The sequence below is a fragment of the Streptomyces sp. NPDC053079 genome (genome assembly GCF_044546695.1).
Taxonomy (GTDB): domain Bacteria; phylum Actinomycetota; class Actinomycetes; order Streptomycetales; family Streptomycetaceae; genus Streptomyces.
This window is the reverse complement of sequence record NZ_JBITZJ010000001.1, coordinates 86,670-103,901: the sequence shown is the minus strand read 5'-3', so window position 1 is coordinate 103,901 and position 17,232 is coordinate 86,670. Positions and strand designations below refer to the sequence as shown.

Here is a 17,232-nt window from a genome sequence, read left to right as displayed (position 1 = left end):
CCGTCGTACCCTGTCGGGGCCGGGACCGGCGCGCATGGCGCCCCCGGCCCCGCAGTGTTCTCCATCCGAGTCAGTCCGAGAGAGTTGGTCCAGCCGTGGTCATCGGGTTCTCGATCGCCCTCATCGTCTTCAGCCTGCTGATGATGATGCTGGTGCTCATGCACAAGGGGAAGGGCGGCGGCCTGTCCGACATGTTCGGTGGCGGCATGCAGTCCTCCGTCGGCGGCTCCTCTGTCGCCGAGCGCAACCTCGACCGGATCACCATCGTGGTCGGTCTGCTCTGGTTCGCCTGCATTGTCGCGCTCGGCCTGCTGATGAAGCTCGACAGCTGACGTACTGTCGTATCAGCGGCCTATGATGGGGCGCGCGTTCTTCCGGGCGGGCTGTAACTCCTGCCACTGGACGCGCGTTGGGCCTTACGTAGACTGGGGCGCCCGCGGCGCAGCCGCTCATTCCGGCACAGTGCAGCACCATCACGCAGGGAGTTACGACCGTGGCAAGTGGCAACGCGATCCGAGGAAGCCGGGTCGGAGCGGGGCCGATGGGGGAGGCCGAGCGGGGCGAGTCGGCACCGCGCCTCCGCATCTCCTTCTGGTGTTCCAACGGGCACGAGACGCAGCCGAGCTTCGCCAGCGACGCACAGGTGCCGGACACCTGGGACTGCCCGCGCTGCGGCTTCCCGGCAGGTCAGGACCGGGACAACCCGCCGGACCCGCCCCGCACCGAGCCGTACAAGACGCATCTCGCATACGTCCGTGAGCGGCGCAGCGACGCCGATGGCGAGGCGATCCTCGCCGAGGCGCTCGCCAAGCTCCGCGGGGAGATCTGAGCAGCGCAACCGAACATCGAAGCGGCCCGGCCGTACACCCCACCAGGTGTACGGCCGGGCCGCTTCGATCATTTAGGTTTGGTTGTGCGAGGCAGCTACCGAGGAGAAGTGGGCCGATGTCCGAGAAGAACGCAGGAAGCCGCACCCGGCTCGACCAGACGCCCGAGTGGAACGCGCTGGCCAAGCACCGCGACGAACTCGGGGAGGTGCACCTGCGGGAGCTGTTCGGACGCGACCCGCAGCGGGCCGCGAAGTACGCGCTGACCGTGGGCGATCTGCACCTGGACTACTCCAAGCACCTCGTCACCGACGAGACCCTGCGCCTGCTGCGGGAGCTGGCCGCCGCCACGGGCGTCGCCGAGCTGCGGGACGCGATGTTCCGCGGCGAGAAGATCAACACCACCGAGGGGCGCGCGGTGCTCCACACCGCCCTGCGGGCCCCGGAGTCGGCCGTGGTGGAGGTGGACGGGCAGAACGTCGTCCCCGCCGTGCACGCCGTTCTGATGAAGATGCAGGTCTTTTGCGACCGAGTCCGTTCGGGTGACTGGAAGGGGCACACGGGCAAGCGCATCAAGAACGTCGTCAACATCGGCATCGGCGGCTCCGACCTCGGTCCGGCGATGGCGTACGAGGCGCTGCGCGCCTACACCGCCCGCGATCTGACGTTCCGTTTCGTCTCCAACGTGGACGGCGCGGACCTGCACGAGGCCCTGCGCGACCTGGACGCCGAGGAGACGCTGTTCATCGTCGCCTCGAAGACCTTCACCACGATCGAGACGATCACCAACGCCACCTCCGCGCGCAACTGGCTCCTCACCGAGCTGCGCGCGGGCGAGGAGGCGGTGGCCAAGCACTTCGTGGCGCTGTCCACGAACGAGGAGAAGGTCGCCGACTTCGGCATCGACACCGCCAACATGTTCGAGTTCTGGGACTGGGTCGGCGGCCGCTACTCCTTCGACTCGGCCATCGGGCTCTCCCTCATGCTCGCCATCGGCCCGGACGGCTTCCGCGAGATGCTGGCCGGCTTCCACCTCGTCGACGAGCACTTCCGCACCGCCCCGCCGGAGGAGAACGCGCCGCTGCTGCTCGGCCTGCTGGGCGTCTGGTACGGCAACTTCCACGACGCGCAGTCGCACGCGGTGCTGCCCTACAGCCACTACCTGTCGAAGTTCGCGGCCTATCTGCAGCAGCTGGACATGGAGTCCAACGGCAAGTCGGTCGACCGCGACGGACAGAGCGTCACCTGGGAGACGGGCCCGGTCGTATGGGGCACCCCGGGCACGAACGGGCAGCACGCGTACTACCAGTTGATCCACCAGGGCACCAAGCTCATCCCCGCGGACCTGCTGGGCTTCGCCAAGCCGGTGGACGACCTGCTGCCGGGGCTGGTGGCCCAGCACGACCTGCTGATGGCGAACCTCTTCGCCCAGGGCCAGGCGCTCGCCTTCGGCAAGACCCCGGAGGAGGTCGCGGCGGAGGGCGTGCCGGCCGAGCTGGTCCCGCACAAGACGTTCCGGGGGAACCACCCGACGACGACGATCCTGGCGAGCGAGCTGAGCCCCTCGGTGCTCGGTCAGCTCATCGCGCTGTACGAGCACAAGGTCTTCGTCCAGGGCGCGATCTGGAACATCGACTCCTTCGACCAGTGGGGCGTCGAGCTGGGCAAGGTCCTCGCGAAGCGGGTGGAGCCGGCGCTGACGGAGGGCGCGGACGTGCCGGGTCTGGACGCGTCGACGGCGGCCCTCGTCGCGCGGTACCGCGAGCTGCGGGGGCGCTAGGCCCTTGCGCAAACGCCGGACGGGCTGGAAATCCAGCCCGTCCGGCGTTTGGGGACCGGGGGTTCGGGGGCGGAGCCCCCGCCGTCAGGGTGACGCCGGCGGGTACAGGTCCCTCGGCAGCTGGGCGGCCGCGGACTGGTCCAGGAGCCACAGGGTGCGGCGTGAGCCATAGGCGCCCGCCGCCGGGGCCTGGATCTCGCCGGCGCCGGACAGGGCCATGGCCACGGCGTTGGCCTTGTCCTCGCCCGCCGCCAGCAGCCAGACCTCCCGGGCCGCGCGGATCGCCGGCAGGGTCAGCGAGACCCTGGTCGGCGGCGGCTTCGGGGCGCCGTGGACACCGACGACCGTGCGCTCGGTCTCGCGGACGCCCGGGAGCTCCGGGAAGAGCGAGGCGACGTGCGTGTCCGGGCCGACGCCCAGCAGGAGGACGTCGAAGGACGGGACCGGGCCGTGGTCCTCGGGCCGGGCGGCCGCGGCCAGCTCGGCCGCGTACGCCTCCGCCGCCGCGTCGGCGTCGTCGTACGTGCCGTCCGCGGCGGGCATGTAGTGGACCCGCGCCGGGTCCAGGTCCACCGCGTCGAGCAGGGCCTCGCGCGCCTGTGTGGCGTTGCGCTCGGGGTCGCCGTCCGCCAGGAACCGCTCGTCGCCCCACCACAGGTCCAGGCGCGACCAGTCGACCGCGTCCCGGGCGGGCGCCGCGGCGAGGGCCGCGAGCAGCCCGTTGCCGTTGCGCCCGCCGGTGAGGACGACGGACGCCGAGCCGCGGGCGGCCTGGGCGTCCACGATCTTCGTGATCAGCCGGGCGGCCGCGGCCTGGGCCATCAGCTCCTTGTCCCGGTGGACGACGATCTGGGGCGTGCTCACTTGGACGCCGCCTTCTTGCCGGAGGACTTCTTCGCCGGGGCGGGCTTGTCCTCGGCGGCCGGGGCGGCCTCGGGAGCCTCCGGGGCCGGACCGCCGGCCGCCGCCGGGGCGGCCGGCACCGGGTCGCCGAGCCGCTCCACGCCGTACTTCAGCGCGGACTCGTAGATGTCGTCCGGGTCCAGCCGGCGCAGCTCCTCGGCGAGGAGCTCCGCGGTGTCCCGCCGCTTGAGCGCCACGGCACGGTCCGGCTGGCCGCGCATGGAGAGCGTGGCCAGGGAGCCGTCCGGGCGGTCCAGGGTGATGACGCCGGAGGTGGTCTCCAGGCGGACGGCCGTCAGGCCGGGGCCCTCGGAGACGGTCCGCCGGGCGGTCACCCCGAGGCGGTCGGCGAGCCACATGGCCAGCAGCTCGGCGCTGGGGTTGTAGGCCTCGCCCTCGACCTCGGCCGAGGTGACCTCGATGCCCGGCTGCTGGTCCAGGGCGGCCGCGAGCATCGAGCGCCACGGCGTGATCCGGGCCCAGGCCAGGTCGGTGTCGCCGGGGGAGTAGCTGGAGGCGCGGGCCGCCAGCTCCGTGACGGGGTCCTCGGCGGCGTAGGTGTCGGTGACCCGGCGCTGGCCGAGCGCGCCGAGCGGGTCCTTCTCCGGGTCGATCGGGGAGGCCACCGGCCACCACACGACCACGGGGGCGTCCGGCAGCAGCAGCGGCAGCACCACCGACTGGGCGTGGTCTATGACCTCGCCGTACAGCCGCAGCACCACCGTCTCGCCGGTGCCGGCCGACGTGCCCACCCGTACCTCGGCGTCCAGGCGGGCCTGGGCGCGGTCGCGCGGCGAGCGGCTGACGCGCTTGATGACGACGAGCTTGCGCGAGGGGTGCTCGCGGGAGGCCTCGTTGGCCGCCTTGAGCGCGTCGTACGCGTGCTCCTCGTCGGTGACGATGACCAGGGTCAGCACCATGCCGATGGCAGGGGTGCCGATGGCGCGGCGTCCCTGGACCAGAGCATTGTTGATCTTGCTGGCCGTGGTGTCCGTGAGATCCATTTTCATGGCCGACGCCAGCTCCGTCCCTCTCGTGCGAGCATCTCGTCCGCCTCGACCGGGCCCCAGGTGCCGGCCGCGTACTGGGCGGGCTTGCCGTGCGCGTCCCAGTACTCCTCGATCGGGTCGAGGATCTCCCAGGAGAGCTCGACCTCCCGCAGACGCGGGAAGAGGTTGGCGTCGCCGAGCAGCACATCGAGGATGAGCCGCTCGTACGCCTCCGGGCTGGACTCGGTGAACGACTCGCCGTAGGCGAAGTCCATCGAGACGTCGCGGACCTCCATCGAGGTGCCCGGCACCTTCGAACCGAACCGCATGGTGACGCCCTCGTCCGGCTGCACCCGGATGACCAGGGCGTTCTGCCCCAGCTCCTCGGTGGCGGTGTGGTCGAAGGGCGAGTGCGGGGCGCGCTGGAAGACGACCGCGATCTCCGTGACGCGACGGCCGAGGCGCTTGCCGGTGCGCAGGTAGAAGGGGACGCCCGCCCAGCGGCGGTTGTCGATCTCGAGCTTGATCGCGGCGTAGGTGTCGGTCTTCGAGCGGGGGTCGATGCCCTCTTCCTCGAGGTAGCCGACGACCTGCTCGCCGCCCTGCCAGCCGTTCGCGTACTGGCCGCGCACGGTGTCCTTGCCGAGGTCCTTGGGCAGCCGCACGGCGCCCAGTACCTTGGTCTTCTCCGCGACCAGCGCGTCCGCGTCGAAGGAGGCGGGCTCCTCCATGGCGGTCAGCGCCAGCAGCTGCAGCAGGTGGTTCTGGATGACGTCACGGGCGGCGCCGATGCCGTCGTAGTAGCCGGCGCGGCCGCCGATGCCGATGTCCTCGGCCATGGTGATCTGCACGTGGTCGACGTAGGACCGGTTCCAGATCGGCTCGAAGAGGGTGTTGGCGAAGCGCAGCGCCAGGATGTTCTGGACCGTCTCCTTGCCCAGGTAGTGGTCGATCCGGAAGACCGCCTCGGCCGGGAAGACCTCGTGGACGATCCGGTTCAGCTCCTGGGCGCTCTTCAGGTCGTGGCCGAAGGGCTTCTCGATGACGGCGCGCCGCCAGGAGTTCTCCTTCTGCTCGGCCAGGCCGTGCTTCTTGAGCTGCTGGACCACCGTGGGGAAGAACTTCGGCGGCACGGACAGGTAGAAGGCGAAGTTGCCGCCCGTGCCCTGCGCCTTGTCCAGCTCCTCCATGGTCTTCTTGAGGGTGTCGAAGGCCACGTCGTCGTCGAAGTCGCCCTCGACGAAGCGGCAGCCCTGCACCAGCTGCTGCCAGACCTCCTCGCGGAACGGGGTGCGCGCGTTCTGCTTGACCGCGGTGTACACCTCGTGGGCGAAGTCCTCGTCGTGCCAGGAGCGGCGGGCGAAGCCGATCAGGGAGAAGCCCGGCGGCAGCAGGCCACGGTTGGCCAGGTCATACACGGCGGGCATCAGCTTTTTACGGGACAAATCGCCCGTGACGCCAAAGATGACCAGGCCCGACGGCCCCGCGATACGCGGGAGCCGTCGGTCCAGAGCGTCACGCAGCGGATTGCTGCTGCTCAATTCACGCCTCCGGGGCGAGGCGCTTGAGCTCCGCCTCGGTGGACTTCAGAAGGTCGTTCCACGACTGCTCGAACTTGTCGACGCCCTCGTCCTCGAGGAGCTGGACGACGTCGTCGTACGAGATGCCCAGCTTCGCGAGCGCGTCGAGCTCGGCCTTGGCCTGCTCGTACGTGCCGCGCACCGTGTCACCGGTGATCTGCCCGTGGTCGGCGGTGGCCTCCAGGGTGGCCTCCGGCATGGTGTTCACCGTGTTGGGGGCGACCAGGTCGTCCACGTACAGGGTGTCCTTGTAGGCCGGGTCCTTGACTCCGGTCGAGGCCCACAGCGCACGCTGCTTGTTGGCGCCGGCCTTCTCCAGGGCGGCCCAGCGGTCCGAGGAGAAGACCTCCTCGTAGGCCTGGTAGGCCAGACGGGCGTTGGCGAGGGCGGCCTTGCCGCGCAGCGCCTTGGCCTCGTCGGTGCCCAGCGCGTCCAGGCGCTTGTCGATCTCGGTGTCCACGCGGGACACGAAGAAGGACGCGACCGAGTGGATCAGGGACAGGTCCAGGCCCGCGGCCTTGGCCGTCTCCAGACCGGTCAGGTAGGCGTCCATGACCGCGCGGTAGCGCTCGAGGGAGAAGATCAGCGTGACGTTGACGCTGATGCCCTTGCCGATGACCTCGGCGATGGCCGGCAGGCCCGCCTTGGTCGCCGGGATCTTGATCAGGGTGTTGGGGCGGTCCACCAGCCAGGCCAGCTGCTTGGCCTCGGCGACGGTGGCGGCGGTCTCGTGCGCCAGGCGCGGGTCGACCTCGATGGAGACCCGGCCGTCCTGGCCGTCGGTCGCGTCGAAGACCGGGCGCAGGATGTCGGCGGCGTCGCGGACGTCCGCCGTCGTGATCATGCGGATGGCCTCGTCCACGGTCACCTTGCGCACGGCGAGGTCGGCGAGCTGCTGCTCGTAGCCGTCACCGCTGGAGATGGCCTTCTGGAAGATCGACGGGTTGGTCGTGACGCCCACGACGTGGCTCTGGTCGATGAGCTCGGCCAGGTTGCCCGACGTGATGCGCTTGCGGGACAGGTCGTCCAGCCAGATCGCGACGCCTTCGTCGGAGAGGCGCTTGAGTGCGTCTGTCATGGGGTTTGCATCTCCTACTGGTTGTATACGGGCGTCGTCAGCGGCGGTTGACGTCGGCGATCGACTCGCGGGCGGCCTCGACGACGGCCTCCGAGGTCAGGCCGAACTCGCGGTAGAGCACCTTGTAGTCGGCGGACGCGCCGAAGTGCTCGAGCGAGACGATGCGGCCGGCCTCGCCGACGTAGCGGTGCCAGGTCAGGCCGATGCCGGCCTCGACGGCCACGCGGGCCTTGACGTCCGGCAGCAGCACGCCGTCGCGGTAGGCCTGGTCCTGCTCCTCGAACCACTCGACGCACGGCATCGAGACCACGCGGGTCGGGATGCCCTCGGACTGGAGCGCGGTGCGGGCCTCGACGGCCAGCTGCACCTCGGAGCCCGTGGCGATCAGGATCACCTGCGGGCGGCCGCCCTCGGCCTCGAACAGGACGTAGCCGCCCTTGGCCACGCCCTCGTTGGCCTCGTACGTCGGGACGTTCTGGCGGGTGAGAGCCAGACCGTGCGGCGCCGGGTGGGTGGTGTGACGCTTGGTGATCTCGCGCCAGGCGATCGCCGTCTCGTTGGCGTCGGCCGGGCGGACCATGTTCAGGCCCGGGATGGCCCGCAGCGCGGCCATGTGCTCGACCGGCTGGTGGGTCGGGCCGTCCTCGCCCAGGCCGATGGAGTCGTGCGTCCACACGTAGGTGACCGGCAGCTTCATCAGCGCGGCCAGACGCACGGCCGGGCGCATGTAGTCGGAGAACACCAGGAAGGTGCCGCCGTAGATGCGGGTGTTGCCGTGCAGCGCGATGCCGTTCATGGTCGAACCCATGGCGTGCTCGCGGATGCCGAAGTGGACCGTACGGCCGTACGGGTTAGCCTCCGGCAGCGGGTTGCCCTCCGGGAGGAAGGAGGACGACGCGTCGATGGTGGTGTTGTTCGAGCCGGCGAGGTCGGCGGAGCCGCCCCACAGCTCGGGGATCACGCCGCCCAGCGCCTTGAGGACCTCACCGGACGCCTTGCGGGTCGCGACGTCCTTGCCGGCCGGGAAGACCGGAACGGCCTTCTCCCAGCCGTCGGGCAGCTCGCCCGCGTTGATGCGGTCGAAGTCGGCGGCGCGCTCGGGGTTGGCCTGGCGCCACTGCTGGATGCGCTTGTCCCAGGCGGCGTGCGCCTCGGCGCCGCGGTCGACGACCTGGCGGACGTGCGCGAAGACCTCGTCCTCGACCTGGAAGGTCTGCTCGGGGTCGAAGCCCATGACCTTCTTGGTCGCCGCGACCTCGGCGTCGCCGAGCGCCGAGCCGTGCGAGGCCTCGGTGTTCTGGGCGTTCGGGGCCGGCCAGGCGATGATCGTGCGGGCCGCGATGATCGAGGGGCGCTCGGTCTCGGCCTGCGCGGCCTTGAACGCCGCGTACAGGGCCTGGACGTCGAAGTCGCCGTTGGCGGCCTGCTCGATGCGCTGGACGTGCCAGCCGTAGGCCTCGTAGCGCTTGAGGACGTCCTCGGAGAAGGCGGTCTCGGTGTCGCCCTCGATCGAGATGTGGTTGTCGTCGTAGAGCGCGACGATGTTGCCGAGCTTCTGGTGGCCGGCCAGCGAGGACGCCTCGGCGGAGATGCCCTCCTCCAGGTCGCCGTCGGAGACGATCGCCCAGATGGTGTGGTCGAAGGGCGACTCGCCCTTCGGGGCCTCCGGGTCGAACAGGCCGCGCTCGTAGCGAGCGGCCATCGCCATGCCCACGGCGTTGGCGATGCCCTGGCCCAGCGGGCCGGTGGTGGTCTCCACACCGCGGGTGTGGCCGTGCTCCGGGTGACCGGGGGTCTTGCTGTCCCAGGTGCGGAAGGCCTTCAGGTCCGCGAGCTCCAGGCCGTAGCCGGCCATGAAGAGCTGGACGTAGAGGGTCAGGCTGGTGTGACCGGGGGAGAGGACGAAACGGTCGCGGCCGGTCCAGTCGGCGTCACTGGGGTCGTGCCGCATCAGCTTCTGGAACAGCATGTAGGCCGCGGGCGCCAGGCTCATGGCCGTGCCCGGATGGCCGTTGCCGACCTTCTGCACGGAGTCCATGGCCAGGACGCGGGCGGTATCGACGGCCCGCTGGTCCAGTTCGGTCCATTCGAGGTCTGTGGTGGTCGGCTTGGTGCTCACCCTCGGATCAGGGCTCCTCTCCACATGTTCAATCTGCCGGGGGCGGTATTGCCCGCCACGACGCGGCGCCGTCGAGCCTACCCCCGCTGGGACGCGCATTTTTTCGACGTACAGTCGGGCTCCTTGCCTCTCATTTGAGTGCGCGCGGCGGCCATGACTCCAGCCTGCCGGGCGCACGGCCCGCCCGCCTCTCGAACGCGACCGTTCTGTCGGGTTACGCGCCGTACGATCCGGCGGCGCCGGGGCCTCAACACGACCCCACCCCGGCGGAGGCCGGGCTGACCCCTGCGTCTAGAGTGGCGTGGTACGCGCAAGCCTTTACCCGGGATTCCCGCCCGGACGCGCTTGCTGGCCTTATCTCTGTCAGGGGTGTGCGTGACGGCCGTCGAATCCCGTCCTGCGGGGGTGCTCACCGAGAGCCCGGTCCCGGGTCACCGGCCGCTCGGGGCCCGTGTCAAGGCGTTCGTGGCACTCACGAAGCCGCGTGTCATCGAGCTGCTGCTGATGACGACGGTGCCGGTGATGTTCCTGGCAGCCGAGGGTGTGCCCGACCTGTGGCTCGTGCTGGCCACCTGCATCGGCGGTTACCTCTCCGCCGGCGGCGCCGGCGCGTTCAACATGTACTACGACCGCGACATCGACGCGATGATGGACCGTACGTCGCAGCGTCCACTGGTGACGGGCATGGTCTCGCCCCGCGAGTGCCTGGTCTTCGCCGCCGCGCTGACCGTCGGGTCGACCGTGTGGTTCTGGTATCTGGTCAACCCCCTGTCGGCGATGCTGTCGCTGGGCGCGTCCCTGTTCTACACCGTCGTCTACACGATGATCCTCAAGCGGCGTACGGCCCAGAACATCGTCTGGGGCGGGATCGCCGGCTGCCTGCCGGTCATCATCGGCTGGTCGGCGGTCAAGAACGAGGTCTCCTGGGCCTCCGTGATCCTCTTCCTCGTCATCTTCTTCTGGACGCCGCCGCACTACTGGCCGCTGTCGATGAAGGTGAAGGACGACTACGAGCGCGTGGGCGTGCCCATGCTGCCGGTCGTCGCGGGCAACAAGGCCGTGGCCAAGCAGATCGTCCTGTACAGCTGGGTGATGGTCGGCGTGTCGCTGCTGCTGACGCCGCTGGGCTACACCGGCTGGTTCTACACGCTCGTCGCCGTCGTGTGCGGCGGGTTGTGGCTGAAGGAGGCGCACGCGCTGCAGGCGCGCGCCAAGGCGGGCATCACGGGCGCGAAGCTCAAGGAGATGCGCCTGTTCCACTGGTCGATCACGTACGTGTCGCTGCTGTTCACCGCCGTGGCGATCGACCCCTTCCTGCGCTGACGCGAGCGGGCTGCCGATGTGGGCGGCGCGGGTGGTCAAAGCCACCCGCGCCGCCCATCGCCGTTTCGGCTACCCGTCGGTAGCATCCTGGCCATGGCAGACAACAAGCAGGCAGCGAAGCTGGCCAAGCAGATCACCGCCTTCGCCAGGAGCCACGGCGGCAGCGCCGAAGGCCAGCTCGCCCACATAGGGCGGGGAACCACCCGCATCGCCCTCGTCGGCGCCAACGGCGAGTGGGGCAACCTCGTGGCCCGCGACTTCGAGACCGCCCGCCAGGCCACCGAGCTGGCCGGGATCACCCTCCAGGACGACTTCGACGGCGAGATGGCCGCCAAGGTCCGCACGGGCCCGTACGAGTGGTCCCGCATGGCCGGCATCCAGATCGGCGGCCCCGCCAACCCTTCCGCCGATAACTGACGGCCCCCTCGCCCGTTAGAACCACCGGGAGCGGCGCCACGGCGCCGCACGGTGGGGACCGGTGAGGGAGGGGCGCATGGACGGCTTGATCGAGGGCATACCGCCGCTCGTCGACCAGTACAGCCACGGAGCCGTCCACGGGGACCTGGGGATCGGCGCCTTCGAGACGCACCTGGCCGAGGCCGCCGGGTCCACCGGGCCCGCGCCGCCCGGCACCACCTTCTTCGACAGCCGCGCCGGCCTCGCCGTGCGCCGCTGGTGCCCGCCCCTGCTGGGCCTCGAACCGCACTGCGAGCCCGTCCGCTATCTGGCCAGGCGCCGCGAACTGGGCGCCTATCGCGCCGGGCACCTGCTGCTGCGCGGCGCCGGCATCGGCACGTTCCTGCTGGCGGCCGGGGCGCCCGGCGACCTCACCTCGCCCGCCGAACTGGCCCGCGCCGCCGACGGCCGCGCCCACGAGGTCGTACGACTCGAACCGCTCGCCGCCCACGTGGCGGACGGATGCGGCAGCGCGGACGCCTTCCTCGCCTGTACCGCCGAGGTCCTCTACGCGGCCGCCCGCACCGCCACGGCCTTCGCCTCCGGCGTCGCCTCCTGCGAGGGCGCCCCGCCCGCGGCCGCACAGGTGCGCGAGGCCGCCGGGCGCTGGCTGCGCACCCGCCGCCGGGGCGAGGTGCCCACGGACGCGGTCCTCGGCCGGCACCTGCTGTGGAGCGCGGTCGCCACGGGCCTGCCCCTGCAGCTGCACTGCCCGGACCCGCAGCGGCTCACCGGATTCCTGCGGGCCACCGCGAGCCGCGGCGCGGACCTGGTGCTGCTGCCGGACCCCTGGCACCGGCGGCAGGCGGCCCAGCTGGCCGCCGCCTTCCCGCACGTCTACGCGGACGTCGGGACCCGGCCCGAGGAGACCCTGCGCGAGGCGCCGTTCGGCAAGCTGCTGTTCTCCACGGGCGCACGGGGCCTGGCCGAGCTGTACGTGGTGGCCGCCCGGCTCTTCGTACGGGCCATGGAGCGGCTGATGGGCGACTGGGTCGCCGACGGCTGGTGCCGGGCGGCCGAGGCGGGGCGGATCGCCTCGCTGGTGGCCGCCGGCACCGCCCGGAGGGTCTACCGGCTGGACGCCGTCGCGGGCTGAGCGGCGGCCTCGTGCTCGCCGGAGGGGGCGGGCAGCTCCACCGGCTCGCCGCGCTCGCGCAGCGAGAGGAAGACCCGCAGCACCGCGATCCACACCAGGCAGGAGCCGAACATGTGGGTGCCGACGATGACCTCGGGCGAGTCGTTGAAGTACTGCACGAAGCCGACGACGCCCTGGAGCATCAGGACGGCGAACAGCTCGACCACCCGGCGCCTGGGCGCCTCGGGCGCGTCGACGGCCCGCAGCACGAACCACAGGGCCACGGTGAGACCGATGACGACGAAGACGAAGTCGACGTGCAGCTGCGTGATCTGGTGCCAGTCCAGCGGGATGCGGTGGATGTCCTTGGACGCGTCGCCCGCGTGCTTGCCCGAACCGGTCACGACCGTGCCCACGATGATCAGCAGAGCTGTCGCGACGACCAGGACCCCGGTCAGCTGACGCACCGGGCGGGCCACCAGATCGCGCGGCTCCTCGTCGCCCTCGTGCGAGCGCCGCCACATCACCACGGCCACCGTCAGCAGCGCGGTCGCCGCCAGGAAGTGCGCCGCGACGATGTAGGGGTTGAGTCCCGTCAGGACCGTGATGCCCCCGATGATGCCGTTGCTCGCGATCAGCCAGAACTGCGCCCAGCCCAGCCGGGTGAGGGAGCGGCGGCGCGGCAGGGACGCGCGCGCCGCGACGATCGCCACGCCCACGACCGCGCACAGCACATAGGTGAGCATGCGGTTGGTGAACTCGATGATGCCGTTGATGCCCATGGCCGGCGTGGGCGTCAGGCTGTCCTCCGTGCACGTCGGCCACGTGGGACAGCCGAGCCCGGACTGGGTGAGCCGGACCGCGCCACCGGTCACGACGATGACCACGGCCATGACGACGCAGGCCAGCGTGGCGCCCCGGACGAAGCGGGCGGAGGGCTGCCAGCGGTCGGCGACCATCTGGAGGGGATTCAGCGTTTTCGGCACGGGAGTCATCGTACGGGTGGGCTTGTGCACGGATTCACGAGGGGGCGGCAGGTCCCCGGCGCGCCCTATTCCCAGCGGAAGAACCGGGCCGCCGCGCTCAGCCCCAGGGCGGCCCACGCGGCCAGGATGCCGAGGTCGGCCCACGGCATGGCCGCGCCGTCGCGCAGGACGTCCCGCAGGCCGTCGGAGAGCGCCGAGATGGGCAGCAGCGCCAGCACCGACTGGGCGGCCTCGGGGAACTTCTCCAGCGGCACGATGACGCCGCCGCCGACGAGCAGGAGGAGGAAGACGAGGTTGGCCGCGGCCAGCGTCGCCTCCGCCCGGAGGGTGCCGGCCATCAGCAGGCCCAGCCCGGAGAACGCGGCCGTGCCGAGGACGAGCAGCAGGAGCACGGCCAGGGGGTTGCCGTGCGGCGACCAGCCGAGCGCGAAGGCGATCACGGTCAGCAGCACGATCTGCAGGATCTCGGTGACCAGCACGGAGCAGGTCTTGGCCGTCATCAGGCCCCAGCGCGGCAGGGGGGAGGCGCCCAGCCGCTTGAGCACGCCGTAGCGGCGCTCGAAGCCGGTGGCGATGGCCTGCCCGGTGAACGCCGTCGACATCACCGCCAGCGCCAGCACGCCGGGGGTCAGGAAGTCCACGGCCTTGTCCTCACCCGTGTCGACGATGTCGACGGTGCTGAAGAGCGTCAGCAGGAGGGTGGGGATGACGACGGTCAGCAGCAGCTGCTCGCCGTTGCGCAGCAGCATCCGCGTCTCCAGCGCGGCCTGGGCCCGGATCATCCGGCCGAGGGGGGCGGCGCCGGGCTTCGGCGCGAAGGTACCGGTGGCGGTCATGCGCGCAGCTCCTTGCCGGTCAGTTCCAGGAAGACGTCCTCCAGCGTGTGCCGCTCGACCGTTATGCGGTCGGGCATGACTCCGTGCTGGGCGCACCACGACGTCACCGTCGCGAGCAGCTGCGGGTCGACCGTGCCGCTGACGCGGTAGGAGCCGGGGGCCGGCTCCACGGCGGCGGAGTCGGCGGGCAGGGCCTTGAGGAGGGAGGCCAGGTCCAGGCCGGGCCGGCCGTGGAAGCGCAGGCTGTTCTCTGCGCCGCCGCGGCACAGCTCCTCGGGGCTGCCCTGGGCGACGACCTTGCCGCCGTCGATGATGGCGACATCGTCGGCCAGCTGTTCGGCCTCGTCCATGTAGTGCGTGGTCAGCACGGTCGTCACGCCGTCCGCGCGCAGCTCGCGCACCAGGTTCCAGGTGGCGTGCCGGGCCTGCGGGTCCAGGCCCGCGGTCGGCTCGTCGAGGAAGACCAGCTCGGGGCGGCCGACGACGGCCATGGCCAGCGAGAGCCGCTGCTGCTGCCCGCCGGACAGCCGCCGGTAGGCCGTGCGGCCGCAGTCGCCCAGGCCGAGCCGCTCGATCAGCGCGTCGACGTCCAGGGGGTGCGCGTGCAGTGACGCGGTGTGGCGGAGCATCTCCTCCGCGCGGGCACCGGCGTAGATGCCGCCGCTCTGCAGCATCACGCCGATGCGCGGGCGCAGGGCCGCGGAGTCGGCGACGGGGTCGAGCCCCAGCACGCGGACGGTGCCGGCGTCGGGGCGGCGGTAGCCCTCGCAGGTCTCGATGGTGGTGGTCTTGCCGGCCCCGTTGGGGCCCAGAACGGCCGTCACGCCGCCGGTCGCGACGCTCAGGTCGAGGCCGTCGACCGCGGCCTTCGCCCCGTACCGTTTGACCAGGCCGTGGACTGCGACCGCGGGCTCTGCATGCATGCCCGGAAGTGTACGAAGCCCGCGGGCCGGCCAGGGCCGCCGGGGTCGGGGTTAGGTGACCCTAAGTGATCAAAGCCACCGTTCCGTGATCCGGACGCGCTTGTCGCGCCTCCGGCATTTACGCAACAATGGTGTTGTGAAATACGCGGGCGAAGCTCCACAGGGACCCGTGGCCGAGCCGGCCGCCGGGCAGGGCTCCCGCATACCCACCGCCCACGACGAGCAGTCCGGCACCCGCAACCGCGTCGCCCGGTCGATCCTCGATCACGGTCCGTCCACCGCGGCCGAGCTGGCCGTGCGCCTGGAGCTCACCCAGGCGGCCGTCCGCCGCCACCTCGACACCCTGGTGTCCGAGGGCGTGGTCGAGCCCCGCGAGAAGCGCGTCTACGGTGCCCGCTCCCGTGGCCGCCCCGCCAAGGTCTTCGCCCTGACCGACTGCGGCCGGGACGCCTTCGACCAGGCCTACGACCAGCTCGCCGGAGACGCCCTGCGCTGGATCGCCCAGTCCGCGGGCGGCGGCGAGATGGGCGAGGCAGCGGTCGCGGCCTTCGCCCGCGCCCGTATGGCCGCACAGGCCGAGGCCTATCGCGCGGCCCTCGAGGCCGTCGCCCCCGAGGACCGCACGGAGGCTCTCGCCCGGGCATTGACCGCGGACGGGTACGCTGCTACGGCGCGTAGCGCGCCGGTCGGCGAACAGCTTTGCCAGCACCACTGCCCGGTCGCCCATGTCGCCGAGCAGTTCCCGCAGCTGTGCGAGGCGGAGACCGAGGTCTTCTCCCGCCTGCTCGGGACACATGTGCAGCGTCTCGCCACCATCGCCCACGGTGACGGTGTGTGCACGACGTACATCCCCAAAAAGACCACCACCGCATCCACCAGCACGGCCGGGAGGAACCCCGCATGACTCTCCCCACGGAGACTGCCCACCCTGAGCTCGAGGGCCTGGGCACGTACGAATACGGCTGGGCCGACTCCGACGAGGCCGGTGCCGCGGCCAAGCGCGGCCTCTCCGAGGAGGTCGTCCGCGACATCTCGGCCAAGAAGTCCGAGCCTGAGTGGATGCTGAAGCTCCGCCTCAAGGGCCTGAAGCTCTTCGACAAGAAGCCCATGCCGACCTGGGGCTCCGACCTCTCCGGCATCGACTTCGACAACATCAAGTACTTCGTGCGCTCCACCGAGAAGCAGGCCGCTTCCTGGGAGGACCTGCCGGAGGACATCAAGAACACCTACGACAAGCTGGGCATCCCCGAGGCCGAGAAGCAGCGCCTGGTCGCCGGTGTCGCCGCCCAGTACGAGTCCGAGGTCGTCTACCACCAGATCCGCGAGGACCTGGAGGAGCAGGGCGTCATCTTCCTGGACACCGACACCGCCCTGAAGGAGCACCCCGAGCTCTTCCAGGAGTACTTCGGCACGGTGATCCCGGTCGGCGACAACAAGTTCGCCTCGCTGAACTCCGCCGTGTGGTCCGGCGGCTCCTTCATCTACGTCCCCAAGGGTGTCCACGTCGACATCCCGCTGCAGGCCTACTTCCGCATCAACACGGAGAACATGGGCCAGTTCGAGCGGACGCTGATCATCGTCGACGAGGACGCCTACGTCCACTACGTCGAGGGCTGCACCGCCCCGATCTACTCCTCCGACTCGCTGCACAGCGCCGTCGTGGAGATCATCGTCAAGAAGGGCGGCCGCTGCCGCTACACGACGATCCAGAACTGGTCGAACAACGTCTACAACCTGGTCACCAAGCGGGCCGTGGCCTACGAGGGCGCGACCATGGAGTGGGTCGACGGCAACATCGGCTCCAAGGTGACGATGAAGTACCCGGCCGTCTACCTGATGGGCGAGCACGCCAAGGGCGAGACCCTGTCCATCGCCTTCTCCGGCGAGGGCCAGCACCAGGACGCCGGCGCCAAGATGGTCCACATGGCGCCGAACACCTCCTCCAACATCGTCTCCAAGTCGGTGGCGCGAGGCGGCGGCCGCACCTCCTACCGCGGCCTCATCGAGATCGGCGAGGGCGCCCACGGCTCCAAGTCGAACGTGCTCTGCGACGCCCTGCTGGTGGACACCATCTCCCGGTCGGACACCTACCCCTACGTCGACGTCCGCGAGGACGACGTCTCCATGGGCCACGAGGCGACCGTCTCCAAGGTCAGCGACGACCAGCTCTTCTACCTGATGAGCCGCGGTCTGTCCGAGGACGAGGCCATGGCCATGATCGTCCGCGGCTTCGTCGAGCCGATCGCCCGCGAGCTGCCGATGGAGTACGCGCTGGAGCTCAACCGGCTGATCGAGCTGCAGATGGAAGGCGCGGTCGGCTGACCCCGCCCCCCGGACATCGCAGCGAACCCTTTGTG

At 70.8% G+C, this 17,232-nt stretch carries 16 protein-coding genes; 8 read left to right on the top strand and 8 right to left on the bottom strand.

From position 1 onward, the window contains the following. Positions 1-95: 95 nt before the first annotated feature. The 3 genes from secG (at position 96) to pgi (ending at position 2,607) form a co-directional block, all read left to right on the top strand. Complete coding sequence (gene secG, locus ACIGXW_RS00515; RefSeq protein WP_079274375.1) at positions 96-332, top strand: preprotein translocase subunit SecG; 237 nt, start codon at positions 96-98, stop codon at positions 330-332. A 161-nt stretch (positions 333-493) separates the two neighbouring features. Next, the gene (locus ACIGXW_RS00510; protein WP_003957010.1) at positions 494-829 is read left to right on the top strand and encodes an RNA polymerase-binding protein RbpA; all 336 of its coding nucleotides are present in this window, start codon (positions 494-496) and stop codon (positions 827-829) included. A 116-nt stretch (positions 830-945) separates the two neighbouring features. Further along, complete coding sequence (pgi, locus tag ACIGXW_RS00505; protein WP_399568426.1) at positions 946-2,607, top strand: glucose-6-phosphate isomerase; 1,662 nt, start codon at positions 946-948, stop codon at positions 2,605-2,607. Between the two features lie 84 nt (positions 2,608-2,691). On the opposite strand, the gene pgl is transcribed toward pgi, so the two are convergent. The 5 genes from pgl to tkt are packed head-to-tail and all read right to left on the bottom strand — an operon-like array spanning position 2,692 to position 9,276. Then, positions 2,692-3,471, bottom strand: a complete 780-nt coding sequence (gene pgl / locus ACIGXW_RS00500) for a 6-phosphogluconolactonase (protein ID WP_360916248.1) — start codon at positions 3,469-3,471, stop codon at positions 2,692-2,694. Continuing rightward, entirely contained in the window at positions 3,468-4,520 is a 1,053-nt protein-coding gene (gene opcA, locus ACIGXW_RS00495; protein ID WP_399568423.1) for a glucose-6-phosphate dehydrogenase assembly protein OpcA, read from the bottom strand. Before opcA ends, pgl begins: the two co-directional genes overlap by 4 nt. Beyond that, positions 4,517-6,040: a glucose-6-phosphate dehydrogenase gene (gene zwf / locus ACIGXW_RS00490; protein ID WP_399568421.1), complete on the bottom strand. Its 1,524-nt coding sequence runs from the start codon at positions 6,038-6,040 to the stop codon at positions 4,517-4,519. The genes opcA and zwf overlap by 4 nt, the downstream gene beginning before the upstream one ends. 1 nt (position 6,041) lies before the next feature. Beyond that, the gene (gene tal, locus ACIGXW_RS00485) at positions 6,042-7,157 is read right to left on the bottom strand and encodes a transaldolase (RefSeq protein WP_399568419.1); all 1,116 of its coding nucleotides are present in this window, start codon (positions 7,155-7,157) and stop codon (positions 6,042-6,044) included. A gap of 37 nt (positions 7,158-7,194) precedes the next feature. Continuing rightward, a complete protein-coding gene (tkt, locus tag ACIGXW_RS00480) occupies positions 7,195-9,276 on the bottom strand; it encodes a transketolase (protein ID WP_399568417.1) in 2,082 nt (693 codons plus the stop codon). Positions 9,277-9,651: 375 nt separating this feature from the next. Between tkt and ACIGXW_RS00475 the strand changes: the two genes are divergently transcribed. From ACIGXW_RS00475 to ACIGXW_RS00465, 3 genes are all read left to right on the top strand, one after another. Continuing rightward, positions 9,652-10,599 carry a heme o synthase gene (locus ACIGXW_RS00475; RefSeq protein ID WP_071964236.1) on the top strand — a complete coding sequence of 316 codons (948 nt, stop codon included), beginning with the start codon at positions 9,652-9,654 and terminating at the stop codon, positions 10,597-10,599. A gap of 93 nt (positions 10,600-10,692) precedes the next feature. Continuing rightward, complete coding sequence (locus tag ACIGXW_RS00470; RefSeq protein WP_071964227.1) at positions 10,693-11,016, top strand: hypothetical protein; 324 nt, start codon at positions 10,693-10,695, stop codon at positions 11,014-11,016. Between the two features lie 76 nt (positions 11,017-11,092). Further along, positions 11,093-12,151, top strand: coding sequence for an amidohydrolase (locus ACIGXW_RS00465; protein WP_399568414.1), 1,059 nt, complete (start codon positions 11,093-11,095; stop codon positions 12,149-12,151). Here ACIGXW_RS00465 and ACIGXW_RS00460 read toward each other — a convergent pair. From ACIGXW_RS00460 to ACIGXW_RS00450, 3 genes are all read right to left on the bottom strand, one after another. Then, on the bottom strand, positions 12,124-13,116 hold the full coding sequence (locus tag ACIGXW_RS00460) for a heme A synthase (RefSeq protein WP_399568411.1): 993 nt from the start codon (positions 13,114-13,116) through the stop codon (positions 12,124-12,126). The two genes, ACIGXW_RS00465 and ACIGXW_RS00460, sit on opposite strands and share 28 nt — an antisense overlap. A 65-nt stretch (positions 13,117-13,181) precedes the next feature. Continuing rightward, the gene (locus ACIGXW_RS00455) at positions 13,182-13,952 is read right to left on the bottom strand and encodes an ABC transporter permease (protein ID WP_399568408.1); all 771 of its coding nucleotides are present in this window, start codon (positions 13,950-13,952) and stop codon (positions 13,182-13,184) included. Continuing rightward, positions 13,949-14,875 carry an ABC transporter ATP-binding protein gene (locus tag ACIGXW_RS00450; protein WP_071964230.1) on the bottom strand — a complete coding sequence of 309 codons (927 nt, stop codon included), beginning with the start codon at positions 14,873-14,875 and terminating at the stop codon, positions 13,949-13,951. The genes ACIGXW_RS00455 and ACIGXW_RS00450 overlap by 4 nt, the downstream gene beginning before the upstream one ends. 136 nt (positions 14,876-15,011) lie before the next feature. On the opposite strand from ACIGXW_RS00450, the gene ACIGXW_RS00445 reads away from it, so the two are divergent. After that, a complete protein-coding gene (locus tag ACIGXW_RS00445) occupies positions 15,012-15,779 on the top strand; it encodes an ArsR family transcriptional regulator (protein WP_071964231.1) in 768 nt (255 codons plus the stop codon). After that, on the top strand, positions 15,776-17,197 hold the full coding sequence (sufB, locus tag ACIGXW_RS00440) for a Fe-S cluster assembly protein SufB (protein ID WP_071964232.1): 1,422 nt from the start codon (positions 15,776-15,778) through the stop codon (positions 17,195-17,197). Before ACIGXW_RS00445 ends, sufB begins: the two co-directional genes overlap by 4 nt. The last annotated feature ends 35 nt before the right edge of the window (positions 17,198-17,232 follow it).